The organism is Desulfovibrio mangrovi (assembly GCF_026230175.1).
Taxonomy (GTDB): domain Bacteria; phylum Desulfobacterota; class Desulfovibrionia; order Desulfovibrionales; family Desulfovibrionaceae; genus Halodesulfovibrio; species Halodesulfovibrio mangrovi.
Window position 1 is genome coordinate 377,523 of record NZ_CP104208.1, and the last position, 21,233, is coordinate 398,755.

General features: G+C 57.8%; 19 protein-coding genes and 1 tRNA gene. 5 read left to right on the forward strand and 15 right to left on the reverse strand.

Translation table 11 applies throughout. From position 1 onward, the window contains the following. Positions 1–87 precede the first annotated feature (87 nt). The 13 genes from N1030_RS01770 to N1030_RS01830 form a co-directional block, all read right to left on the reverse strand. A complete protein-coding gene (locus tag N1030_RS01770; protein ID WP_265827296.1) occupies positions 88–444 on the reverse strand; it encodes a DUF2190 family protein in 357 nt (118 codons plus the stop codon). Between the two features lie 46 nt (positions 445–490). Continuing rightward, positions 491–2,698, reverse strand: a complete 2,208-nt coding sequence (locus N1030_RS01775) for a phage major capsid protein (protein WP_265827297.1) — start codon at positions 2,696–2,698, stop codon at positions 491–493. Further along, positions 2,691–4,247, reverse strand: coding sequence for a phage portal protein (locus tag N1030_RS01780; protein ID WP_265827298.1), 1,557 nt, complete (start codon positions 4,245–4,247; stop codon positions 2,691–2,693). The genes N1030_RS01775 and N1030_RS01780 overlap by 8 nt, the downstream gene beginning before the upstream one ends. Continuing rightward, positions 4,247–4,459, reverse strand: a complete 213-nt coding sequence (locus N1030_RS01785) for a DUF6148 family protein (RefSeq protein ID WP_265827299.1) — start codon at positions 4,457–4,459, stop codon at positions 4,247–4,249. Before N1030_RS01785 ends, N1030_RS01780 begins: the two co-directional genes overlap by 1 nt. 96 nt (positions 4,460–4,555) lie before the next feature. Beyond that, complete coding sequence (locus N1030_RS01790; RefSeq protein ID WP_265827300.1) at positions 4,556–5,062, reverse strand: hypothetical protein; 507 nt, start codon at positions 5,060–5,062, stop codon at positions 4,556–4,558. Between the two features lie 68 nt (positions 5,063–5,130). After that, positions 5,131–5,376, reverse strand: a complete 246-nt coding sequence (locus N1030_RS01795; RefSeq protein WP_265827301.1) for an ogr/Delta-like zinc finger family protein — start codon at positions 5,374–5,376, stop codon at positions 5,131–5,133. A 10-nt stretch (positions 5,377–5,386) separates the two neighbouring features. Continuing rightward, on the reverse strand, positions 5,387–7,285 hold the full coding sequence (locus tag N1030_RS01800) for a terminase gpA endonuclease subunit (RefSeq protein WP_265827302.1): 1,899 nt from the start codon (positions 7,283–7,285) through the stop codon (positions 5,387–5,389). Then, the gene (locus N1030_RS01805; RefSeq protein WP_265827303.1) at positions 7,269–8,003 is read right to left on the reverse strand and encodes a hypothetical protein; all 735 of its coding nucleotides are present in this window, start codon (positions 8,001–8,003) and stop codon (positions 7,269–7,271) included. Before N1030_RS01805 ends, N1030_RS01800 begins: the two co-directional genes overlap by 17 nt. 1 nt (position 8,004) lies before the next feature. After that, the gene (locus N1030_RS01810) at positions 8,005–9,645 is read right to left on the reverse strand and encodes a hypothetical protein (RefSeq protein ID WP_265827304.1); all 1,641 of its coding nucleotides are present in this window, start codon (positions 9,643–9,645) and stop codon (positions 8,005–8,007) included. Further along, positions 9,636–9,962 (reverse strand): hypothetical protein, encoded by a 327-nt coding sequence (locus tag N1030_RS01815; RefSeq protein ID WP_265827305.1) that lies wholly within the window; start codon positions 9,960–9,962, stop codon positions 9,636–9,638. The genes N1030_RS01810 and N1030_RS01815 overlap by 10 nt, the downstream gene beginning before the upstream one ends. Continuing rightward, positions 9,955–11,655 (reverse strand): DNA primase family protein, encoded by a 1,701-nt coding sequence (locus N1030_RS01820; protein ID WP_265827306.1) that lies wholly within the window; start codon positions 11,653–11,655, stop codon positions 9,955–9,957. The genes N1030_RS01815 and N1030_RS01820 overlap by 8 nt, the downstream gene beginning before the upstream one ends. A 431-nt stretch (positions 11,656–12,086) precedes the next feature. Further along, a tRNA-Leu gene (locus N1030_RS01825) sits at positions 12,087–12,173 on the reverse strand. Between the two features lie 180 nt (positions 12,174–12,353). Next, on the reverse strand, positions 12,354–12,773 hold the full coding sequence (locus N1030_RS01830) for a VOC family protein (protein WP_265827307.1): 420 nt from the start codon (positions 12,771–12,773) through the stop codon (positions 12,354–12,356). A gap of 93 nt (positions 12,774–12,866) precedes the next feature. Here N1030_RS01830 and N1030_RS01835 point away from each other — a divergent pair, with 93 nt between their 5' ends. From N1030_RS01835 to N1030_RS01845, 3 genes are all read left to right on the forward strand, one after another. After that, complete coding sequence (locus N1030_RS01835; RefSeq protein WP_265827308.1) at positions 12,867–13,553, forward strand: DUF554 domain-containing protein; 687 nt, start codon at positions 12,867–12,869, stop codon at positions 13,551–13,553. A gap of 196 nt (positions 13,554–13,749) precedes the next feature. Then, entirely contained in the window at positions 13,750–16,527 is a 2,778-nt protein-coding gene (gene uvrA, locus N1030_RS01840) for an excinuclease ABC subunit UvrA (RefSeq protein WP_265827309.1), read from the forward strand. Between the two features lie 70 nt (positions 16,528–16,597). Next, positions 16,598–17,908 carry an NYN domain-containing protein gene (locus N1030_RS01845; RefSeq protein WP_265827310.1) on the forward strand — a complete coding sequence of 437 codons (1,311 nt, stop codon included), beginning with the start codon at positions 16,598–16,600 and terminating at the stop codon, positions 17,906–17,908. Positions 17,909–17,999: 91 nt separating this feature from the next. On the opposite strand, the gene N1030_RS01850 is transcribed toward N1030_RS01845, so the two are convergent. Continuing rightward, complete coding sequence (locus N1030_RS01850; RefSeq protein ID WP_265827311.1) at positions 18,000–18,854, reverse strand: YitT family protein; 855 nt, start codon at positions 18,852–18,854, stop codon at positions 18,000–18,002. A 318-nt stretch (positions 18,855–19,172) separates the two neighbouring features. Between N1030_RS01850 and N1030_RS01855 the strand changes: the two genes are divergently transcribed. Further along, on the forward strand, positions 19,173–20,126 hold the full coding sequence (locus tag N1030_RS01855; RefSeq protein ID WP_265827312.1) for a zinc metalloprotease HtpX: 954 nt from the start codon (positions 19,173–19,175) through the stop codon (positions 20,124–20,126). 27 nt (positions 20,127–20,153) lie between these two features. On the opposite strand, the gene N1030_RS01860 is transcribed toward N1030_RS01855, so the two are convergent. Continuing rightward, complete coding sequence (locus tag N1030_RS01860; RefSeq protein ID WP_265827313.1) at positions 20,154–20,342, reverse strand: hypothetical protein; 189 nt, start codon at positions 20,340–20,342, stop codon at positions 20,154–20,156. Between the two features lie 309 nt (positions 20,343–20,651). On the opposite strand from N1030_RS01860, the gene N1030_RS01865 reads away from it, so the two are divergent. After that, on the forward strand, positions 20,652–21,101 hold the full coding sequence (locus N1030_RS01865) for a winged helix-turn-helix domain-containing protein (protein WP_265827314.1): 450 nt from the start codon (positions 20,652–20,654) through the stop codon (positions 21,099–21,101). The last annotated feature ends 132 nt before the right edge of the window (positions 21,102–21,233 follow it).

Below are 21,233 nucleotides of genomic sequence, written 5' to 3' on the forward strand. Positions count from 1 at the left end.
GCTTGGGTTGATTGTTGAAGTGGGGGCCGCCTCAGTTCGCTGCCACCCGAATGGGCGGCCCCCGGTGTATGGAGGAAGAAGAAACGGTTAAGCGTTCAGCTTGATATCCACGGTGGCGGCAGTGTCAGCCGCAGCCGCGAAGGCCACACCGGCATAGGTGTTGTCGGTTGCCGTTGCGGTCAGGCAGCCGGAACCGGCCACGCCGCCCACGGGGTTGCCATTGGCGTCCCAATAGAGCTTGGCGCCCTGCGTGATTGCTTCGGCGGCCTTGGGCAGGAAACGCACTTCCGCAACTTCCAGCACGCCGGTTTCGCCTACGGCAATGTCGCCTGCGGCCACGCCGACCAGCGCGCCCACAACCACCGCCTGACCGGACACAACGGCAGCCGCGCCGCCGTTGGTCCAATTCATTTTCTTGCCTTCCTGAACATGGTTCTGTGCCATGATGTTTGCTCCTTATTCAGTCGTTACCGACTGGGTACCGCTTGGATTATTCGGAAACGCCGGGGTTGTAGTAACAGCCCAAGGTGCCCATCACGCCAGCGCCGCAGCACAGGCGGGCCTTGTAGCGGATGGAGTCAGAATCAAAGGATTCATCCTCCGTCAATTCAGGCTGCTGCTTGCCGTCAAGGAACGCCACTTCAATGCCGTCGAACTGGCCGGGCTTGGCAAAGGCGAACCATGCGTTGTCGTGGATCTCGTCAACGTGCGGGTCGGCAACAGGCATGAATGCATTTCGGAAGGGGTTGTTCACACCGCTGTTGGCACCTTCGGGGTTGGCTGCAGAGGTGAGCAGCACATCAACATCGGTGGCCTGATCCATGGAAATAATCAGAGTGGAGGGGGTTACCTTGACCATGTTGCCGCTACGGTCTGCACGGGTGCCCATAGCCTTGCGCATGGCCTTCAGGGTGCCCATGGTCACGCGGCCGATGTCTGCGCCGGTAGCAATGTTGCCACGGTCCACATGGAACAGGGCCTTTCCGTCACCAAGGACAGGGTTGCTCTTCAGCAGCCCGTACACAATGTCCAGAACCAGACGGGCCGCAGCAGAACCGAACATGCCGGGAATTTTCATGAAGGCGCGCATGTCGTCGTTCACGATAGCTTCCCACGTCAGGGGGATAACGCGGCCGTACTTGGCGATGCGGTAGCTCTCCTTGCCGTCGGAGAGCACGGCGGACTTGTATTCTCCGCTTTCCGGTACGGCCAACAGTTCGGGCGCGCCGTCCAGCGAAACGCCGTGCATATCCTTGAAGTCGGTGGCGGTAACAACATCGCAGAAGGTGCGCCACGTTTCTTCCACGATACCGTAGCTTTCAAGCATGCGCTTGTGGGCGACGTCCATCATGATGCTCTTGAAGTCGCTGGTAGATGCGGCAAGGTTGAACGAGCGGGAAAGCACCTTGCGGGCAATCTCTTCCTTGCCCAGCAACATGGTGTTCATGCCACCACGCTGCAGACAGAGAGAAGCGAGAGCGAGCAGCCCCATGCGGCTATACTGCATGGTATCGTTGTCCGCCTTGGAAGCATCGCCCATGCCGAAGCGAAGGCCGATACCGGCGGATGCCAGCTTGCGGAACTTATCGCTGTCGGTGGCTCCTTCGGAAAGGCGACCGGCCCCGAACGGACTGTTGCCCTTGGTGGCTTCTTCAATGGCGAGCGTGCGGGCATCGGCAAGGCTGGTGCTCTTGTCGATGAGGTCCTGCGCCCATTCCTTGGACAGCCCCAGCCTGACGGCCAGCCCCATAATGCCGCTGGAACGTTCTTTTTCAATTGCCAGCTGACGCGCCACTTCTGCGGAAAGATCAGCGGGGGCGGGCTGTGCAGGCACAGTGCCACCGGGCTGGCTCAGGTCCTTGCCGCCCTTGTCCGGTTCGGCGTTGGGCTTCTGTGCCAGCAGGTGCGCAAACACCTGTGCTTCGGTTGCATCTTCCGCCAGCTGCATGGCGGCAAGCTTGGCCCGCACTTCGGCGTCGGTGGCGTCGGCGGCAAGACCAAGAGCCAATTTCAATTCTCTGGAGTACATTACGGTAACCTCCGGGTTATGGTTTTCGCGGCTCATGACTATTGCCGCCGTTTCATCGTCAACGCCAATCGAGCAGAAAGAGTTTTCATTAAGCTTCCACTCATCCCAAATTTCCAAAGGCCCTTCGAACGTCTGGCCGTTCACGGTGGCCTTTTCGCCAGTCTTGAGGAAACGAGTCTGCAGCTGCCACACGCCAACGGACGATTGCCACGGGTAACCCTCATCTGCGATCTTGATAATTTCCCGTGCTATGGCGGTGTCCACGAACTGACCGGAAAGAATCAGACCTTCCTTGCCTGTCTTCACGCTGTCGTGGTAGCCAGCTATCTGCTTGCGGTCATGCTCGTACAATGCGGGGAACTTAGCGTGGTGCTTGCAGCCGCTCATATTGAGCACGAATCGGTAATACCCAAGGTCATTCACGCCGCCCGTGTTGGCGAGAATGGAGAACCGGCGGGGCTTGCCTTCGCCTGCACCTTCCGAAAGCTGCACGGGCTTGACGCAGGAAAGGGTAAAAACTCCGGCCTCTTCGGCGGAAAGGTTGGCGGAATTCCACAGGCGGGCAGCCTCGGCCATGGCGTCGGCTTCCTTCTTGCCCTGTTTCATCAGCTCGCTGACAGCGCGCTTCATGAACGCCTGCTTGCCTTCGCCCTTCTTCGGTCTAAGCATCTGGTTTTGCCTCCTGTTCCGTATCCAGACCTTTGCGCTTGCGCATGTCCTTGGCGCGGGCCTGCTTTTCCACGTTCTCTTCGTAGTCGCGGCCACGGCTGGCAGCGAGGTCAATTTCGTTCTCTATGCCCATTTCCTTGAGAATCTTTGCGGCGTTGGCGTCCTTGAGCGGGTCAACCCATTCCCATCCGGGCGTCTGCCACACAACGGGGATTTCCCGTTCCTGCCCGTAGCCGAACAGCCAGCGGAAAAGGACCCACAGCTCAAATACGGGATCGAGCATTTCGTCTTTCAGAAGCTGCTGCTGGTCCTGATAGCTGCGCCGTTCTTCAAGCACGCTCTGGCGGATGCTGGAATAGTTCGCGTCTGAATAGTCGTTGGAAAAGGCTGCGGAACTCATGCCCACGCCGGTTGAAGCGTTGCGCAGGTTTGTGCGGGTAAAAGGTTCGTAGTTCTCACCGGGGCGCGGGTTGTTGGCGACCTGAATTTCCTTGCCGGGGGGCAGCTCAATAATGTTACCCGTGCCGACAAAGCCGGGGAGTGGCTTGCCTTCGGTGGTGGTTCCCTGCGCCATGGTGGGCAGGGGGGAACCGTCAAGACCGTTACCGACCTGACCGATACCAGTAGTCTTGACGAACACAGAGAAGGCCGCAGCAATGCGGGCGGCAATCTGTTCTGCGTCCTGATATTCGTTGAAGTTGTGCATGGACATGATCACCGATGCCAGCAGCGGAATAGGCAGGCTCTGGCTGGGCCGCTCGGGGTCCATGATCAGAAAGCAGGTGTCAGCGGAAACGCGCTCGCTCTGGTGCAGGCGGCGCATGAAATTGCGGGTGTTGCCGGGGTGGTTGGGGAAGAGCCAATAAGCATCAACAAAACCGTCAGGGGTGTACTCTATGCCCCTGTTGATTACGTTGCCGTTTTCAAGCTCTTCGTTACGTTCGCGGTCAAGGTGGTCCACTTCAAGAATCTCGATACCAAGCGGCACCACGCCGCGCTTGTGCAGCGTCTCGCTGGCAAAGCAACGAACGAACGAACCACCGTCCGACCACAAGGAACGCACCGCCAGCTTTTGCTTGCTGCGGAACTTGACCTGCCGTGCCCACTTCTTGAACTGGTGCTCAACAAGACGGTTGTTCACCTCGTCGGAAGTATCGCCGCGCATAAGCTGGGCCTGCGGCATAATGCCCTTGAACACCACGTTGTTGCATATCTTGCGCAGCGCGCCGGAAATATTCGGGTTGTTGCGGGCAAGATCGCGGGCGCGGGCCATAACGTCTGACCAGCCGCGCATGATCTGTTCATCAGCCGTCTTGTTGCTGGGCCGCCAGTTCTTGTTAGGTCCTTTGCGGTTGGCTGCGGAATAGGAAAGATAAAAGGCCCGCTGTTCGCGGTAGGCAAGCGCAGCATGTGGACTGCTAAATGCCATTATGCTGCAGCGCACGGATGTGACCATGTTGAACGCAGCATCAGAGAGCGACCGCCACGCAGAAGAAGGGAATGCAGCCAGCGCGGTCATGCCGCCGGATATGGCCTGCACGGGCCGCATTAGAACACCACCTGCGTCTGCCGGATGCTTCCACCGTTCCGCATGGCGGTCAGTTCGTTGCGCAACTGGTTGATCATGCGCTGCACGTCCTGCAGGTTGGCCCGGGTGTATGCAGTGCCTTCCACAGTGTAGGACTGGTGCCCGGCAAGGATTGCCGTCTCTGCTGCGTAGTAGGCATCAAGTCTGTTTTGCGTTCTTTCGGCGTCTGTCATGCAAAAGCCCCATGGTGTAGTTTCCTCGGAAAATACCACCATGGGGCCTATGGAATGCAAGCAAGTGTGTACTATATTAGTACAATACTAGATCGGCTATACCTGTTCCGTTAAGTGCTGGTGCGGGTTGCCGCCGGATTTTGGAATGGCGAAAGTGGCACCTTTCTCTATCTCGCTGACAAGCTGCACACATTCCAGCGGCAAGGGAGTCCTGCAGCCCACCACATAGACCTTCCACTGCCCCCCACGGTCAAAGGGCGACGTGCGCGTGTGGGTTTTGAATACGTTCTCTTCATCGTCGGCAGAGCGCACCAGCACGCGGGTGCCTGCCGGAGTATCCGGCGCAATGTGCGGTTCCGGCTCCATGGTGCCCAGCTGTTCGCGCAGCAGTTCAGCAATGAAAGCGCCCACGGCTTCCGGTGTGTGCCAGTCGTACTTGCCGCCGTCGCGGCTTACCCAGCGCTCACCGTCCTGCACACGCAGCAGCCCGTGCGGTCCGTTTCGCTTCGGCCATTCCTCGGCGTGATATATGGCAATACTGCGGACCGAACCGTCTGCCAGCTTTATGGTCAGGTGCGCCACCTTCGGTCGTTGTTCTCTCATTTCCCCGTCTCCGATTGCATGAAAGTGGTGTTGCGTTCCCCGCCGTGGCGGGGAAAAGTTGCAGGGGGCTACGCTGCCAAGGCGTCTACTTCTATGCTCTTGATGGTCGTACCCGTCCGATACAACAGGCATTGCTTGTTCATGCACTTGTGGTAGCGCAACCGCACGTTCCCGTCCCAGTTGCGGGTTGTCACAACCTTGGCCCGTTTGCCGCAGGCAGGGCACAGCGCCATGCCGCGCTGCCGGTCATAGTCCACGCCGCCTTCCGCTTGAGCCACCAACGCGATAATCATGGTCTTGCTCATTCTGCTCATGGTGCCTCCGCTATTCGCCGAACAGGCTGATGCCGCCCGTCCAAGGGTTGTCTTCCTGCTTCTGGGCCTTTGCCTGTTCGCGCTGGAGGGGTTGCTCTCCGCTGGGCAAGCTGGCTGCCATGCTCACAAGGCTGGGTGACCACTGCCACCACGCCATGGCCATGTGCTGCACAAGGCAGTCCAGCCAGTGGTTGGCACGCACGCGCACCCACGCTTCCTTGCCGGTCTTGTCGCGTTCCAGCTTTTCCGATGCGATTTCCTTGAGATATTCGTCCGTGGTCTGCCCGTGGAAAAACAGCGGCTCTTCGCCCGCGCCTTCTGCCAATCGCCAGAAGATGTCACGCTTGAAGGCGTCCGTATCAATCCACGCCATGGTCAGGCCGCCTTGCCCCATGGCAAGATTGCGTCCATCCGGCAGCTTTTCCACCACAGTCTGCTTCACCAGCTGACCGGGAGAAGTCCGGCTCATGCCGCGTGTGGGGAACACAACCCCGCGCCGCTGGCTGGAAAGCCACAAGAGCGCCTGCACGGGGCGGGAGTCCATCTGGTTTTCGTGCTTGGTGCCGCCCACGTCCAGCGAGGCGCGCCATATACCCAGCTCCCGTTTCCCGTCTTTCGTCTTGTACCGGCTTTGAAAAATGAGCTTGCCCAGCTCATCGAAGGTGACCACCGTTCCGTAACTGATGATCATTTCCATGCGCCCGCTACCGGCTACGCCATGCGCACACACGCTCCACTTGAAGTGGTCCTTCTGCATGTCCGCAGCAAAGGTGAGTGCCAGTGTCCACTCAGGAACCTCGCCGTTGAGCATGTGTTCTGACACATGCTTGCGCAGGGCGTTTTCGTCCTGTTCCAGCTGAATGAACTTGTACGGTTTGGCGCAGGTGTTGTTGTCCCACACCTGCAGCTTGCGCGGGTTGCCCTGCGCCTCAAACCAGTCGGCCAGCACATCGGAGAGCGACACAAGCGGGGTTTCCCACCGGCGCAGGTGAAAGGCCACCACCGTGGCACCGTCAAGGTTTCCCTTGGTGGCAACCCACCCGCCGTTCTGCATGGCAACCGTGCGGGCGCGGTCCGTCCACGTATACCCGCAGGCAACGCACTTGTACCGGCCCAGCTGATCGCGCCGGATCTCCTTGGGGTCCTTGCTGCCGTTCATGGCCACAAGGTGCTCATGCTCCATCACCTGCCGCGTGTGGCAGCCGGGGCACTCGCATTCATAGTTCAACCATGCATGGGCCTCTGTTTCGGCATCGGCCCATATGGTGCTCTGCTTGTCGTTCCCCTTGGGGCGGCAGGCGCGGATAATCTTCTGCAGCCCCATCTTGCTGTATTCGTCGCCGCGTTCCTGCATCGCCAGAACTATGCCCTTGTCTTGGTACACGTCTTCTTCGTCGATGAGCACAACGGCGGCTGAAAAGGAACGGGTGCGGCTGTCAGAACCGGCCCACATGCCGTATACCGCGCTGCCATCGGCAAAGCGCACTTCGTCTTTCTGCAGGGCATTGCGCCCGTGCAGCTTGGCGCGGACCGGCTTGATACCCTTGATCAACTCATGCAGGCTGCCGGTGAAATGCCGGTTCAGCGCGTTTTCATCAGCCATGCCCATGGCTATGTTGTGGCCGTGGCGCTCATGCTCGGCCAGTGACCATATTTCCGCCGTGGTGGTTTTGGCAGCGCGGCTGCACCAGATGAAAAATGCCTTGTTGATTTCCTGTCGGTCCAGAATATCCAGAGCGCCCACAACATGCGGCAGCACGTTCGGGTCCCACGGCTGCCCCTTGTAGGGACCGTCAACAATGCGCACATGCTTGGCGGCCCAATCCACGGTACGGGCGGCATCGGGGCGGCGGAACACATCGCACTCCGCAGGCCGGAAGGTGAAAGGCGGGTTAGGCTGCATCTGCATGACTATCTCCTTCTGCGTCCATCATGCCGCCTTGCTCGAACCGTTCCCACGCCTCGGCCATGTCTTCCGTCCACCAGTGGCCCGTGCCGTATGGGTCCAGCAGCTTTTCAATCTCGCCTTTCCACAGGCGGGCAAAGCGGTCTGCGCGCGAAAGCTGAAAGTCGACGATCTTGAGCACCGTTGCATCCATCAGCTCTTCCGGCGTGCCCAGCTCACGCGCCAGCGCTTCGGCAGCCTTGCGGCTTCCGCCGAACATGGCGGCAACCTTGTCCGAAACATCCACGCCAAACTTCTGCAGCCCGATGCGGAACGCCTTGGCCCGTGCGCCAAGCTCTGCATCCATGGTGGAGGTCAGCACGTACTTGCCGCGCTCCTTGTCAAAGCGGAACTGCGCGGCCTCTGCCTGCACGACCTTGAGGCGTGCGTCCGCCTGCGTGCGCTCTTCCGCTGCGCTGGAACTATCCGCAGAAACAACAGGCGCGCTGGCTGCCGCGCTGGGGTCGACCTTGCGCTTGTCGCTCCACATCTGCAGCGCGAACTGCTCCACGCTCTGGGCGGTCCATCCGCCCCCGCGCCGCTTGGGTATACTGTTCTGCTTCAGGAACTTGGCAATCGTGTTGTAGGCAACCGTGTAGCCAAGGCTGTGCAGGTGGTCCTTTACCTGCTTGGCGTTGATGAAGTAGTCCACGCCCTCAACGAGATTCTTGTCTTTCGCCATGTTACGCAGCCTCCTTCAGCGCCTGTTCAATGCGGGCGGTCACTTCCGAATCGTTCCGCAGCATGATGTTGAAACCTTCCTCAATGCCTTTCACCCTCGGCGCGTTGGTCGGCCACACGGCCTTGCGGATTCTGCCAGCCTGCACTTCCAGCAGCAGGGCGCTGCCGTTCTCGGCAAGGCGCTGCGCGTAATCCTCATATGCGGAGTCACCAATTCGGGCCGCATCCGGCAGGGGCAGATACCGCACCCCGCGCGCGGGCCTTGGCGATTCCCACCGCTTGGGCGGAACCGGCGCTGCCTGCGCCTTCTGGGTGACAGCGTTGCCGCTCTGGTTGACGGGCCGCTCCGTCTGGTTGACAGCTTCGTCACCCTGGGCGACACCCTGTGCCAACCCAGCAGCGCCGCCATCTGCCGCACCGGCTTCCGCGACTTCGCCCGCCGCTTCCGCTCCGGCGTCCGCTCCCCCCTCTGCCTCACCATCACGCGCCAGCGCATCGCGCCGAATTTCTAAGCGCCTCAGAATGTGATCAGGCAATCCGGCAGAAAACCAGTCCCACACGCTCACACCAGCTGCAGGCAGGTCGCCCACATCCTTGCCGATGGCGGAGGGAACCAGCCAGCGCACAGCGTTGGGGTATTGGGTCTGCCATGCGAACTTGCCGTGATTCCACGGCTCAAAGTGCCAGCTGTTGGATTTTCCGGCGTTGTCGTTGTCCATGGCGTTCAGGAGCAGATCAGCACCGGCAAGAATCTTGTGCGCCTCGGCATCGGGACGAATGCTTGCGCCGCCTATGGCCATGGCCCCTACTTCCAGCGGGGCAAGCTCTTGCCACAGCAGTTCGGCGTCACGCACGGTTTCCACCGTCACCCATATCTTCCAGTGAGGCTCGCCGAATATGTACAGGTGGTTCCCGCTGCCAGTTATGCGTATGTACTTGGGGTCATTCTCAAATTCAGGGCAATCGGGCCGCACGTGCATGCTGATCACGCGGCGGCCATCGCCGCTACCGCGATAGCCGGGGAACACGAACCCGCGCGGCAGACGCACACAGCGCTCGTTGCCCTTTTCGTTCTCGCAGTAGGGCAGACCCCAATGGGTAAACTTGCGGTAGGTACTGCCGCCTTTCTCGCCTTCGTGCCAGCCGATTTTCAACGCGGCCACCGTCTCCGGTAGAATCCCCCACGCATACAGCTGTTCAAGGCGGGCATCATTGCGCAGCAGGGCGGCACAGCATTCCTCAACCCACTCGCCAGCCTTCTGGCTCCACCGCTCCGGCGGCAGATCATAGGGGCGCGGTTGCCATGCAGGTGGCGGGCCCATGGTCTTGGCGGCTTTCTTCGCCTTGGCAGTGGGCGCGTTCTCGCGGAAGTAGGTCTGCACAAATTCGCGGTAGCCGTCGGAATCATCGGGCTGCCGTCCGTGGTGCATGTTCCATATGGCGAGCAGATCGTCATGGTTTCCACAAGAAAGGCAACTCCCCACATCTTTTTCCAGATCATAGAAGAACGCACCGCCCGGGGTTTTCTCTTGGTGGAACGGGCAATGCGCCCCCACTTTGTCGCCCTTGGGCTGCGGGTTGACCAGCACCTCACGCACAATCTGTTCGCGGGTTGCCCGGTCCAGCTGCAACGCTATGCCCATACGGCACCCCCGCAGATAAGATTTTGCCGCAAAAAGGACAGGGCGAAAATCTGGCAACATATCGACAGTGAAATCAGTGTGTTGCGTTTGGATTCATAGATTTTAGAAAAACTTCCCTTTATGTTTTCCCTATTCACAGGAAAAACACCCCTTTCTTTTCCTTTTCTATTTTTCTTATCTTTTTTCCTTATTACAAAATCTAAATCTAAAAAAAGAAGAGAAAAGAAAGGAATAGCAATGGTTTGCGCCCCTTCCCGAAATCTCAGAAAAACACCGCGCAAAATCTGGTAAATCTGGGGTGCAGAACGTTTACTCATTGGTCGCCTCCCATTCCTGATTAACTCTGATTCCTCGGAAGTAGTGGAAATTAGAGGAAGTATCCTTGGTAATCCCCTTCCTGCGCACCATGTCTTCAACAAAGCTGCGAAAGCCGGGTACGTGATTGGGTTGAAACTCTTTTTCCTCAATGCAGTACCGTTTGAAGGCATGGTACGTGGGCTTCACCTGATTCTTTTCATGCTTGCCGCTTGTGCAGCAAATGTTCAGGAATTCCCCGATGATATCCTGATCTTCTGCCCATTCCTTGGTCAGTTCGAGCACTTCTGAAGGCGGCGTCAAATCAAGGTTGGAAAGGTACGATTTTGCCCCTCTGATGATGTAGGAAAGAACAGCAGGGCCTGCGGCTTCCAGTCGCTGCTTCACCGCGTTCATGTCCATGGCAAGGTGCACGTGATTCTCTTCGTCCACCTCTCTGGGGTTGGTTGTGAACTTGGCGTTGAAAGGGATTATGCGCATGCGCTTCATGAACGCCACGTCACCGCCGTGAGCTGTAGGGATGTAGTTGGAATGCAGAATGAGCTTGGTGGGAAAGAACAGTTCCGTGGGCTCGGCATACAGGCCGCGCACCACGGTGCCGTCTGAGCCGGTGACAAGCTTGATCTTGTCCATGGAAAACTTGCTGCCCTTCTTGGCCTCGCTGGCCACAGCCATGCGCTTGTCCTTCAGGGCAATCCAGAACGGGTCCTCGTTGATCTGCTTCTTGTTCTCAAGCAGCAGGTCTGTGCGCAGGGTGGCACCATATGTGCCGATGGCCTTGAGAAAGCCCTTGAACAAAAGCGACTTGCCGTTGTCGCCTTCAGGGCCATAGGCAACATAGAACTCCTTGTGCGTCAGGTTGCCCGTGGCCGCGTAGCCGACCACCTTGGGCAGGTAGTCCAGCAGCCCGTCGCGGTCGCACAGGATCTTCCGCACCATCTCGTCAAAGAACGGGTCATAGGTGTGGAGCCCATAATATGGGTATGGAGAGCGCTGCCGCAGATACAGCTTCGGGTCAGGCTTGTAGAGCTTGCCCGTTTCCATATCCACATAGCCGTTGGCGCAGGCCAGCAACGTCGGGTGCCTGTCCCATTCCTCGCCGGAGATGGCGAACGACTCTGAGCCAATGGTGGCCGTCTTGATCACGTTCTCACGGCGGGAGCTGCCGCGCAGCGCCTTCGCCTTCTTCGTAAGGTCAGCGTGCAGCTCCTTGGCCTTCGTGAGCGCTCTTTCTTCCCGCGTCTCTGGTGACTCAACCACTTTCCATTGTTCAAGGGCTCCCTTCTCGTAGTGGTCACCCAGCGCCATGACTTCGCGCCCTAGCTCGCTGACGGCATCCTCTGACCAGATGCCACCTGTAAACCTCCACCATTTCTTGGCTTTTTTGTCGAAGCAATACACGTCACCACATCGCTCAATCAGCAACTCAAGGTCGCCAAGCTCGTTGCGGTTCATGTAGTGCTGCAGCTGCTTGATGGTATATTTCTTCGGCTTGGGGTCCGGCTTGGCTTCGCCTTCATGCAATGCGTGCGCAAGGGGCGGGTCAATCCGGTCTTGGTCCAGCTTCTTGCCGTGCTTTTTCAGCGCTTCGGCCCAAGCCTCCCGTATCTCCGTGTCCACATCTGCCAGCACGGCGGCCCGCATCTGCTCGCGGCTCCACTGTGCCGGTGGGGTCTGGTTCAGTTCCTGACTCATGCCGCCACCCCCATGACAACAGGCTGCGGCCCACCGCCCAACTCTGGCGAAACCACACGCAACCCGCCAAAAATCTGCACGATTTTCAAATTTTCAGAATTTTTCCCAGCCCCCACCCGCGAACACAATGTGCTGAAACCGACCCCTGTGAATTCAGGTCGCCGGGAGGACCCGTGAGGCATGGGGCCGCCCTTTAGATATTTCGCGGTTCTCTTGAGGAGAGGGGGGAGGGGGGAAAGAGGGAGAGCGCCCCCCTGAACGGATGCGCCCGCCCCTTGGTTGGGCGCACTGATCGCACGCCGCTGAAGGGCACAAGGGGAGGGTACTGCCTGTGCTACGGGGCACAGACGGGGCACAAAAGCGCACAGGGTAAAAAAATAACGGGCTTTTCCGCGCTCTGTTTGATGCGGATAACCCGTTGTTTTTCTTTGTGGTACCGAGGGAGGGACTCGAACCCTCAAGCCCTTGCGGGCGGCGGATTTTGAGTCCGCTGCGTCTACCAATTCCACCACCCCGGCGTGTGAGGAAGCGTTTTATAGTGCAATTTCCGGCAGATTGTCAACTGCGGTTGTTCAGGTCGTTTGGTTTGCGGCGGACAGGAAGTGACCTTCACAGTCCTTCGCCAGCCCAATGTATACGGAACAGCCCGTTTGTCCGCCAGAGCGTTTAATCCAGCAGAGTGGGGGCGGCTATGCCCCTCAACCGTGCAGGGCTTCTGCGAGACAGAGCACATAGCCGTCCGGATCGGCAATGTACCACTCGCGCATGCCGTACCACATGTTGCCAATGGCCTTCACTTCCGTGACCGTACCATGGAGCTGTTCATGCAGGCCGTCCAGATTGTCCAGCTCCATGTAGAAGGTGGCGCTGGAACCGGGTGCTTTTCCGGCAAATGCCGGCAGGTCGCGGGCAAAGGCATTCCGCTCCAGAAACATCAGGCAAGCTCCGCCGTTTCTCGCCATGGCGTATATGAAATCCTGTTCCGCACTTCTGTCTGTGGCTATGGGACCGCCTTCTTCTGCTACGCCCATTTCAAAGGTAAAGCCGAGCACGTCGCAGTAGAATTGCAGTGATCGGGCAACGTCTGCGACCATCAGGTTTGGCGTCAACGATTTCATCCGCGTCTCCGTATAACAAATTGCTTAACATCTAATGCGGGCTAGGATACCTAATTTGCCTTCCGTTGTAATCGTTTTCCATGGGAGTGTTACATGGTTTTCCCGCTTGGTTCCGTCTTTAACGTAGTGTGTATTGTTGTGGGTGGCGTGGTCGGCCTGGTTCTGGGCGGCCGTCTGCCGGATCGCATGCGGGCAATCGTGTTTACCGGCCTAGGGCTGTGTACCCTGATCATCGGGTTGCAGATGGGCCTCAAAACGCAGAACCCGCTGGTGCTGGTGTTCAGTATTCTGCTCGGTTCCATTACCGGCGAGTTGCTCAGGCTGGAAGACAGGCTGACGGCCTTGGGCGACTGGATGAAGAAGCGCATGCGCAGCGGCAACGAACGCTTTACCGAGGGTTTTGTTTCCTCTTCCGTGCTGTTCTGCATTGGTGCCATGGCAATTCTCGGCTCCTTTGATGAAGGGTTGCGCGGCGATCATACCATTCTGTTCACCAAGTCCATTCTGGACGGTTTCGCCTCTGTTGCGTTTGCTGCAAGCTACGGCGTGGGTGTGGTGTTCTCCGCCATTCCGGTATTCATTTATCAGGCAAGCCTGACCGTCTTTGCTACCGTGCTGCAGCCCGTCTTGAACGAGGCCATGATGACGGAGCTTATCGCCACCGGTGGCGCGCTTATTATCGGCATTAGCGTCAACCTCATGGAATTGCGGCGCATTCCGTTGACGAATATGCTGCCCGCCTTGGTCTTCGCCCCCATTCTGGCGCGTATTCTCATGTAGTTCGATATGTCATGGGGAATGGCTGCATGGCCTTCCCCATGACATTTTTTGCGGACCTTGCCTGCAAGGGGTTGCACAATCCGTCACAGGTCTTATGCTATGCCCTCAGCGCAAGCTGTGCAGGAATGATAGTTTTTCCTAATTGGCTTGCAGGCCTTTTACACCTTTCCGAAGACCCTACGGGCATCCCCAGATCATGACGCAGAAGAATTGCATCCATATAGAAGGCGCACGGCAGCATAACCTCAAGAACCTGACACTGGATATCCCGCGCGACGAGCTTGTTGTCGTCTGCGGTCCTTCCGGCTCAGGCAAATCCACTCTGGCCTTTGATCTTGTCTATGCAGAAGGGCAGCGCCGCTATGTGGAATCGCTTTCTGCCTATGCGCGTCAGTTCCTGCCGCAGATGGACAAGCCGGAGGTGGATAAGATCGAAGGGCTTTCGCCTGCCATTTCGCTGGAGCAGCAGGCTTCCTCCCGCAACCCGCGCTCTACGGTGGGTACGGTGACGGAGATCTACGACTTCCTGCGCGTGTTCTACGCCCGGCTTGGCACCATGTATTGTCCCGAGTGCGGCAAGCCCATCGCGGCCCGGGCCGCCGATGAGATTATCGCGGACATTCTCGCCCTGCCGGAAGGCACCAAGTTCATGGTGCTGGCCCCGTTGGTTGAGCATCAGAAGGGTACCCACGCGGACCGCTTCAAGAAGCTCAAGGCGGAGGGCTTTGTGCGCGTGCGTGTGAATGGCGATGTCATGACCATAGACGATGTGCCCGGGCTGGAGAAGAACAAGAAGCACTCCATTGAGCTGGTCATTGACCGCCTTGTCATGAAGGAAGGGCTGCGCGGCAGGCTTGCCGACTCCGTCGAGTTGGCCCTGAAGTACGGGGAAGGGCGGCTTATCGCGTCCGTTGTGGGCGGCGAAGAGACGATCCATTCCACGGAATCCGTGTGCCCCACCTGCAAGATCAGCCTGCCCAAGCTGTCGCCGCAACTGTTTTCCTTCAACAGCCCGCAAGGTGCCTGTCCACGGTGCTCCGGTCTGGGGGCCATTGATTATTTCGAACCCAATCTGCTTGCGCCCAACAAGGGGCTTTCTCTTGCAGACGGCGGGTTGCTGCCGTGGAAAAACCCCAAGGTAATGGAACGGTATGCTAGCGGCCTGCGTGTGCTCGGCAAGGAATTCGATTTCGCGTTGAACACCCCGTTCAGGGACTATTCCGAACAGGCATGGGAGGCGCTGTTCCATGGCCACAAGGGAACAGGCTGGGAAGGCGTGACCTCCATCCTTGAGCGCGGCATGGAGTTCGGCCAGACATGGCGCGACGAGCTTTCGCGCTTCCGTCAGAGCAAGCCCTGTCCCAAGTGCAACGGTGCCCGCCTGAAGGACGAATCCCTTGCCGTGCGGGTGGATGATCTCTCCATATTCGGCTTCTGCTCACTTTCCGTGGGCAGGGCGCTGGAATGGCTGCAGAGCCGCACTTTCGACAAGTCTCTGGCGATCATCGCCGAGCCGCTCATGAAGGAGCTGACCCATCGTCTGGGCTTCATGGTGAACGTGGGGCTGGATTACATTTCCCTTGGCCGTAACATGTCCACGCTGTCCGGCGGCGAGGCGCAGCGTATTCGCCTTGCCTCCCAGCTCGGTTCCGGTCTGGTGGGCGTGACCTACGTGCTGGACGAGCCTTCCATCGGCCTGCATCCCAAGGACAACGAACGGCTCATCAACACCCTGCGCAGCCTGCAACGCCGTGGCAACACCGTGCTGGTTGTGGAGCATGACGAGGCCACCATTCGCGAGGCGGACACGGTTATCGAGCTTGGGCCGGGCTCCGGCATGCTTGGTGGTGACATTATGTTCAACGGAACCGTGAAGGATCTGCTGGAGCATTCCGAATCGCTCACTGCCAAGTACCTTCGCGGGGAGATGGTCATCGATCTGCCGGACGAACGCAGGGAAGGGGATGAGCACCTGATCTTGAAGGGCGTGACCACGAACAATCTGCAGAACGTGGATGTACGTTTTCCGCTGGGGGCGCTGACCTGCGTTACCGGTCCTTCCGGCTCCGGCAAGAGTTCGCTGGTGGTGGATTCCCTGTACAAGCATATTGCGCTGCATCAGTCCATCAAGGTTGACAGCCCCGGGCAGATTCAGGGTATTGAAGGGCTTGAGCATATTGAAAGAATTGTCGCCATTGACCAGACCCCTATCGGGCGTACGCCGCGTTCCAACCCGGCAACATACACCAAGGTCTTTGACGAGATTCGGAACATCTTTGCCATGTCGCCTGATGCGAAGAAACGCGGCTATAAGCCGGGGCGTTTCAGCTTCAACGTTCGCGGCGGACGCTGCGAAGCATGCGGCGGCGACGGGCAGATTCGGGTGGAGATGCACTTCCTGCCCGATGTCTACGTGACCTGCGATGTCTGCAAGGGCAAGCGCTATAATCATGAGACGCTTGAAGTGCGGTACAAGGGCAAGAACATTGCCGAGGTACTGGACATGACCGTGCGGCAAGCTAAAGTGTTTTTTGAAAATTATCCTGTTCTGGAACGTCGTCTTGCAGTATTGGAAGACGTGGGGCTGGAGTATCTCCGGCTCGGTCAGCCCGCCACCACGCTTTCCGGCGGCGAGGCGCAGCGGATCAAGATATCCCGGGAGCTCGGCAAGCGCAGTCTGCCGGGAACCCTGTATATTCTGGATGAGCCGACCACCGGCCTGCATATGCATGAAGTGGGCAAGCTCATCCGCGTGTTGCATCAGCTTGTGGACAGAGGCGCGACGGTTGTCGTGATCGAGCATAATACCGATGTGATCATGGCTTCGGATTATGTCATCGACCTTGGTCCCGGCGGTGGCGAAAACGGCGGCAGGATAGTGTCTTCCGGCACGCCGGAGGCGATTATCGCCGACCCCAACTCTGTAACCGGTTCCTTTTTGGAAAATGACCGGCGTACCCGTGCCAACGGATAAGGCCGCTTTTTCCATGACATTGTGTATAGGTGTTTTGGTTAGTACGTAGTTTACAGTTTAGGAAAAAGGTATGTTGGAAAGAAGACAATCACGTATCAGCAGCAATTTTGATGAGGTTTACACCGCGTTATTCGTTGATTTCGACAACATTTTTACCCGTCTTGATGAACTGGCTCCCGCAGCCGCCCGTGCCTTTGCAACCAACCCGCAGCGCTGGTTGCGCTGGCTGGAAACCCATGCCGTACGCATGCTGTATGGTGAAGGGGTGCGCAGGCGCATTCTCAAGCGTTGCTGTTATCTGAATCCTCATTGCTATCATCAGTACCGTCCGTTCTTCATCCGTGCGGCATTCAACGTTATTGACTGTCCGCCGCTTACCAATCAGGGCAAGACCAGCGCAGATATCCATCTTGTCATGGATGCCATGGATACCCTGAATCACAAGACCATGTTTGATGAGTTCATCATCCTTTCGGGTGATGCCGACTTTACGCCCCTGCTTATTCGTCTGCAGGAGCACGCGCGTCGTACCTTGGTGCTTTCCGTTGGCTATGCGGCCCCCGCGTATACCGCGGCCAGCTCGTGGCGGATTCGCGAGGATTGGTTTGTACAGCAGGCCTTGGACGAACGTCCCTTCGACGAGCAGCGTCCCATGGAAGACTATCAGGTTCAGGGGCCTGTCCAGTCGAGTGCCCGTATCGTGCGTTCGCCCCGTCCGGAGCGCAGCCATATGGAGCGCGGCGCTCAGATCGTGAAGCGCATGGTTGCGGATTCCGCTTCCCCCGTGCCGCTTGCCCAGCTTTCCCATTCTCTGCAGAAGGAACTGGACGCCGGTCAGGACTGGTTTGGTTACGGTCGTTTCCGTGATTTTCTGGAAGCCCTTGAATTGGACAGGCTGGAAGTGTCCAATGTCGTGCCCGGATATGTATTTGATCCCGCGCGCCACGAGGAACCTGAGGAAACCTCGGCACGTGCCGACTTCCGTGATGCCTATCCCGAGCTGTATGAATTTGCCGTGCGCGTGCATCGTCTGACGGATGTGCCGCTGCTCATGCCTGAGCACTACAAGCAGTTGCTGGGCCTTATCGTGGAAGAAGTGAACGCCAATGGTTTCTTCCTGACCAACACATCCCGCAGCGTGCGTGACAAGTGCGTGGAACGCGGCATTCCCGTGGGACGCGCCCATGTGAACTTTGTGCTTGTGGGCATCACCCGCGGCGGCTACCCGCTGGCCGAGCAGAGCGGGGTGAATATCAAGGATGTTGCCAAGGCCTTCATGCGTAATGTGAAAGACCTGTGCAACCGCACCCAGTTCGATCTTTCCGAGGAAGAGCTGAAGCTGCTGATGCAGTGGATAATGCCCAGGGAGAACGGCGAATAACCGGAATACAAGCAAAAGCCGGAGGCACAATGCCTCCGGCTTTTTTTTCTGCTCAAAAAGAAAAGGGCGGGGATATCCCCGCCCTTTGGCGTTAGTATATCTTGCGTCGCGAGAATCCCTGCCCCAGCACCGAGAAAGTGTTTTCCACGATGAAGAAGGCATCGGGGTCGCAGGTGAAGGTTATCTCTTCCAGTTTCTTGAGCTGGATGTTGTTGATCACGGTCATCAGCACGTCGCGGTTCTGGCCGGTGTAGGCTCCCTTGCCTTCGAGGAAGGTGCCGCTGCGCTGCAGCTTGGTCATGATCTCCCTCGCAATATCCTTGGCGTGATCCGAGATGATGAACACCACCTTGCGTTGGTTGAACAGCGAGAGCACGGAATCCAGAGTGGTGGAGGCTATAAAGACGTTGATGACGGAAGCTACCACGAGGTCCGTCTTGAGTACCGACAGCGAGAGGGAGAAGAGAAGCACGTTGAAGGCGAAAAATGTTTTTCCCACGCCTATGTTGTGCTTCTGGTTCAGCATGATGGCCACAATGTCCATGCCGCCGCCGGAGCCCAGCGATCGCAACACAAGCCCGCCGCCGAGGCCGGAGAGCACGCCACTGGCCACTGTTGCGTAGAATTCATTCTCTATGTGGATGGGAATGTTGAGAACCTTGTATGCCACCGTGGAAAAGCACATGGCAAACAGGCTGTAAAGACAGAAACGCTTGCTTACCTTGAACCAACCCACGGCGAAGAGCGGCAGGTTCATCAAGAAGAACCATGTCGCCGGGTCCAGCAAGCCGGTGCGGTAATAGATGAGCGCGCCAAGGCCGAATATCCCGCCGGGAATGAATCCGTGCACCGTGGCAATGGACTTGATGCTTATGGCGTAAATGCAGGAGCCGACTGTGATGAGCAGCAGGTTCCATGGAATGGAGTAGGTGTAGTCGCGATTCATGGTGTCGATTGTTTAGGGCTGATCGGTAGAGAAATTGACCGATGATGACGTGAAGTGCGCTCACATGCGCTTTTTGCGCTGAAGTGTCAACCGGTCAAAAGCACTTTTCCATCAAGAGGATGAATGAAAATAGCTGCTGCAGTCTATAAAAGTCAAAGAGGAATTGTAACGCCGGAACAATGCGGGAGGATAGTTGCCCTTGTTGATTGCCTGCCCTGAAAATATGGTTATTCTGAATGATGTGACTTTCTGATAGGGCTTCACGGTTCTTTTGAATAGGTTCTTGTACCACGCACCAGTTCATATTGCAGGTATATCATGCTGATGAAATCTCACGCTCTGGCCCGGAGCACCAACCGGGGGCAGACTTTTCTTCTTCTGGTGGCCATTGCATCGGTTTCCGGTCTTGCCGGCTGGGTCGTCGGCGGAGTGGCCGGTGCCATGTGGGCGCTTATTCTTGCAGCGGGAGTTGCTCTTCTTGCTCCCCGCATGTCTCCGGCCATGCTCATGCGCATGTACCGTGCACGCCCCCTGCTGCCGCATGAGGTTCCGGCCCTGTATGACGTGGTTTCGGATATGGCCCGCAGGGCAGGGCTTCCCCGCACTCCAAGATTGTTTCTTGTTCCTTCGCCGGTCATGAACGCGTTTGCCGTTGGAGGCAGGAAGGATGCGGTCATTGCCGTGACGTCCGGTTTGCTGAACCGGCTGGATATGGAGGGGCTTGCAGGCGTGCTGGCGCATGAAATCAGCCATATCCTGCACGAAGATCTTCAGGCCATGACCTTGGCGGATATCTTTTCCAGAATTACGGGCGTCTTTTCCACCATCGGCAAGGTACTGCTGTTCATTAACCTGCCCTTGCTGCTTGTAGGCGATATGACGGTTTCGTGGGGCTTGGTGCTTGTGCTGTTGGGAGCTCCCGGCGTGAGCATGTTGTTGCAACTGGCCCTGTCGCGCACGCGAGAGTTTGATGCCGACGCCTCTGCCGCGCGTCTGACCGGGGACCCTTTGGGGCTGGCGCGGGCCTTGGCCAGCATCGAGTATCAGCAGGGCAGCCTCTTCGACAGGCTCTTTTTTCCGGGAAGAAAGGAGCAGGAACCATCGCTGCTCAGATCGCATCCTGTGACGGATGAGCGCGTGGCGCGCCTGAAGGGCATGGCAGATGAACCGTGGGCTCAGCCTCGTTACCGCTTTACACAGGTCCGCCAGCCGCAATCCTTCCGCATTGTCCATCCCCGTTGGCGCTTCGGCGGATACTGGATTTCCCTCTAGGTTCTCTGGCTGAACCTCAGGGCAAGGTCAGCATGCCTTGGGCTGGATAGGCAGGCGGGCGTCTTTTCTGGCGGCAGCCGCAGAACCTTCCGTCTTTTCCAAGTGTATGGTTCCGGCATGTCGCACCAATGCCGACAGGTCGAGCCCCAGTCCCGTACAAGGCAACGGTGCTTGGGAGCCATGGTGCATATCTTCACGTTCGTTCGAGCGTTTCATGGCCGTTCCTCCGGATAATTAGTTATGTCTTGTGTGACATAATGCCTCTCTCAGCATGCCGTGTCATGACAAAAGCTGCTTCCCGTTTATGCTTGCTTTAACGCAATTCAGGCTAACTTTGAGGAATATAAGATTTTACCTTGAGGTTGTGGGGAGTTGTTTTGTGTTTGTGTCAAAGCGAAGTGAAGAGTCTCTATGTTTTCCTGTGCATTGAAGGGACCTATAAGGGGACACATGGAGACTGCATACGTGTGAATAGTGCCGCAGTCTTTATCTTCGCGCATCATGTAACGCAACGAGGAGTTGGTCATGAGTCCCGCAAGCAGACCCACTATGCGATTGCACCTGTGGCTGGAAACCGAAAAGGGCGTCTTTTTCGGTCAGGGAAGGCTGCAGTTGCTGGAGTATATTGAATACACAGGTTCGCTGAATGCGGCGGCCAAGGCGTTGGGCATGTCGTATCGGGCTGCCTGGGGCAAGATCAAGACTTCGGAAGAGGCTCTGGGTTTTCAACTTGTGGAGCAGCCTGACGGCAAGCGTGGCGGTGGTCAGCTGAGCGAAGCGGCCAAGCTGCTTATCGCCAGTTACCGTCACTGGTTGGAAGAGGTGGAAGCCTTCGCCTTGCAATCTGCCAAGAAGCACATGGATTACACCCCCGCGCAATACTGGTCGGTGCGCGAACTCCCCTCACGAAAACCACCGGAATCCATATTGTCTGCCAGTGGATCTGCCGCAGCAGATCCGGAGGCGAATCCCTAGGTCGATGTACCTTTGACAGGAGTGGTGTGTCCATAAACATGTTAACGTTAACATGTTGAAATTGCTAAATAATATTGCCAAAGAAATCTGGCCGTGGCAGCGTGATCGGGTAGGGTGTCTCCGTGGTGGAGG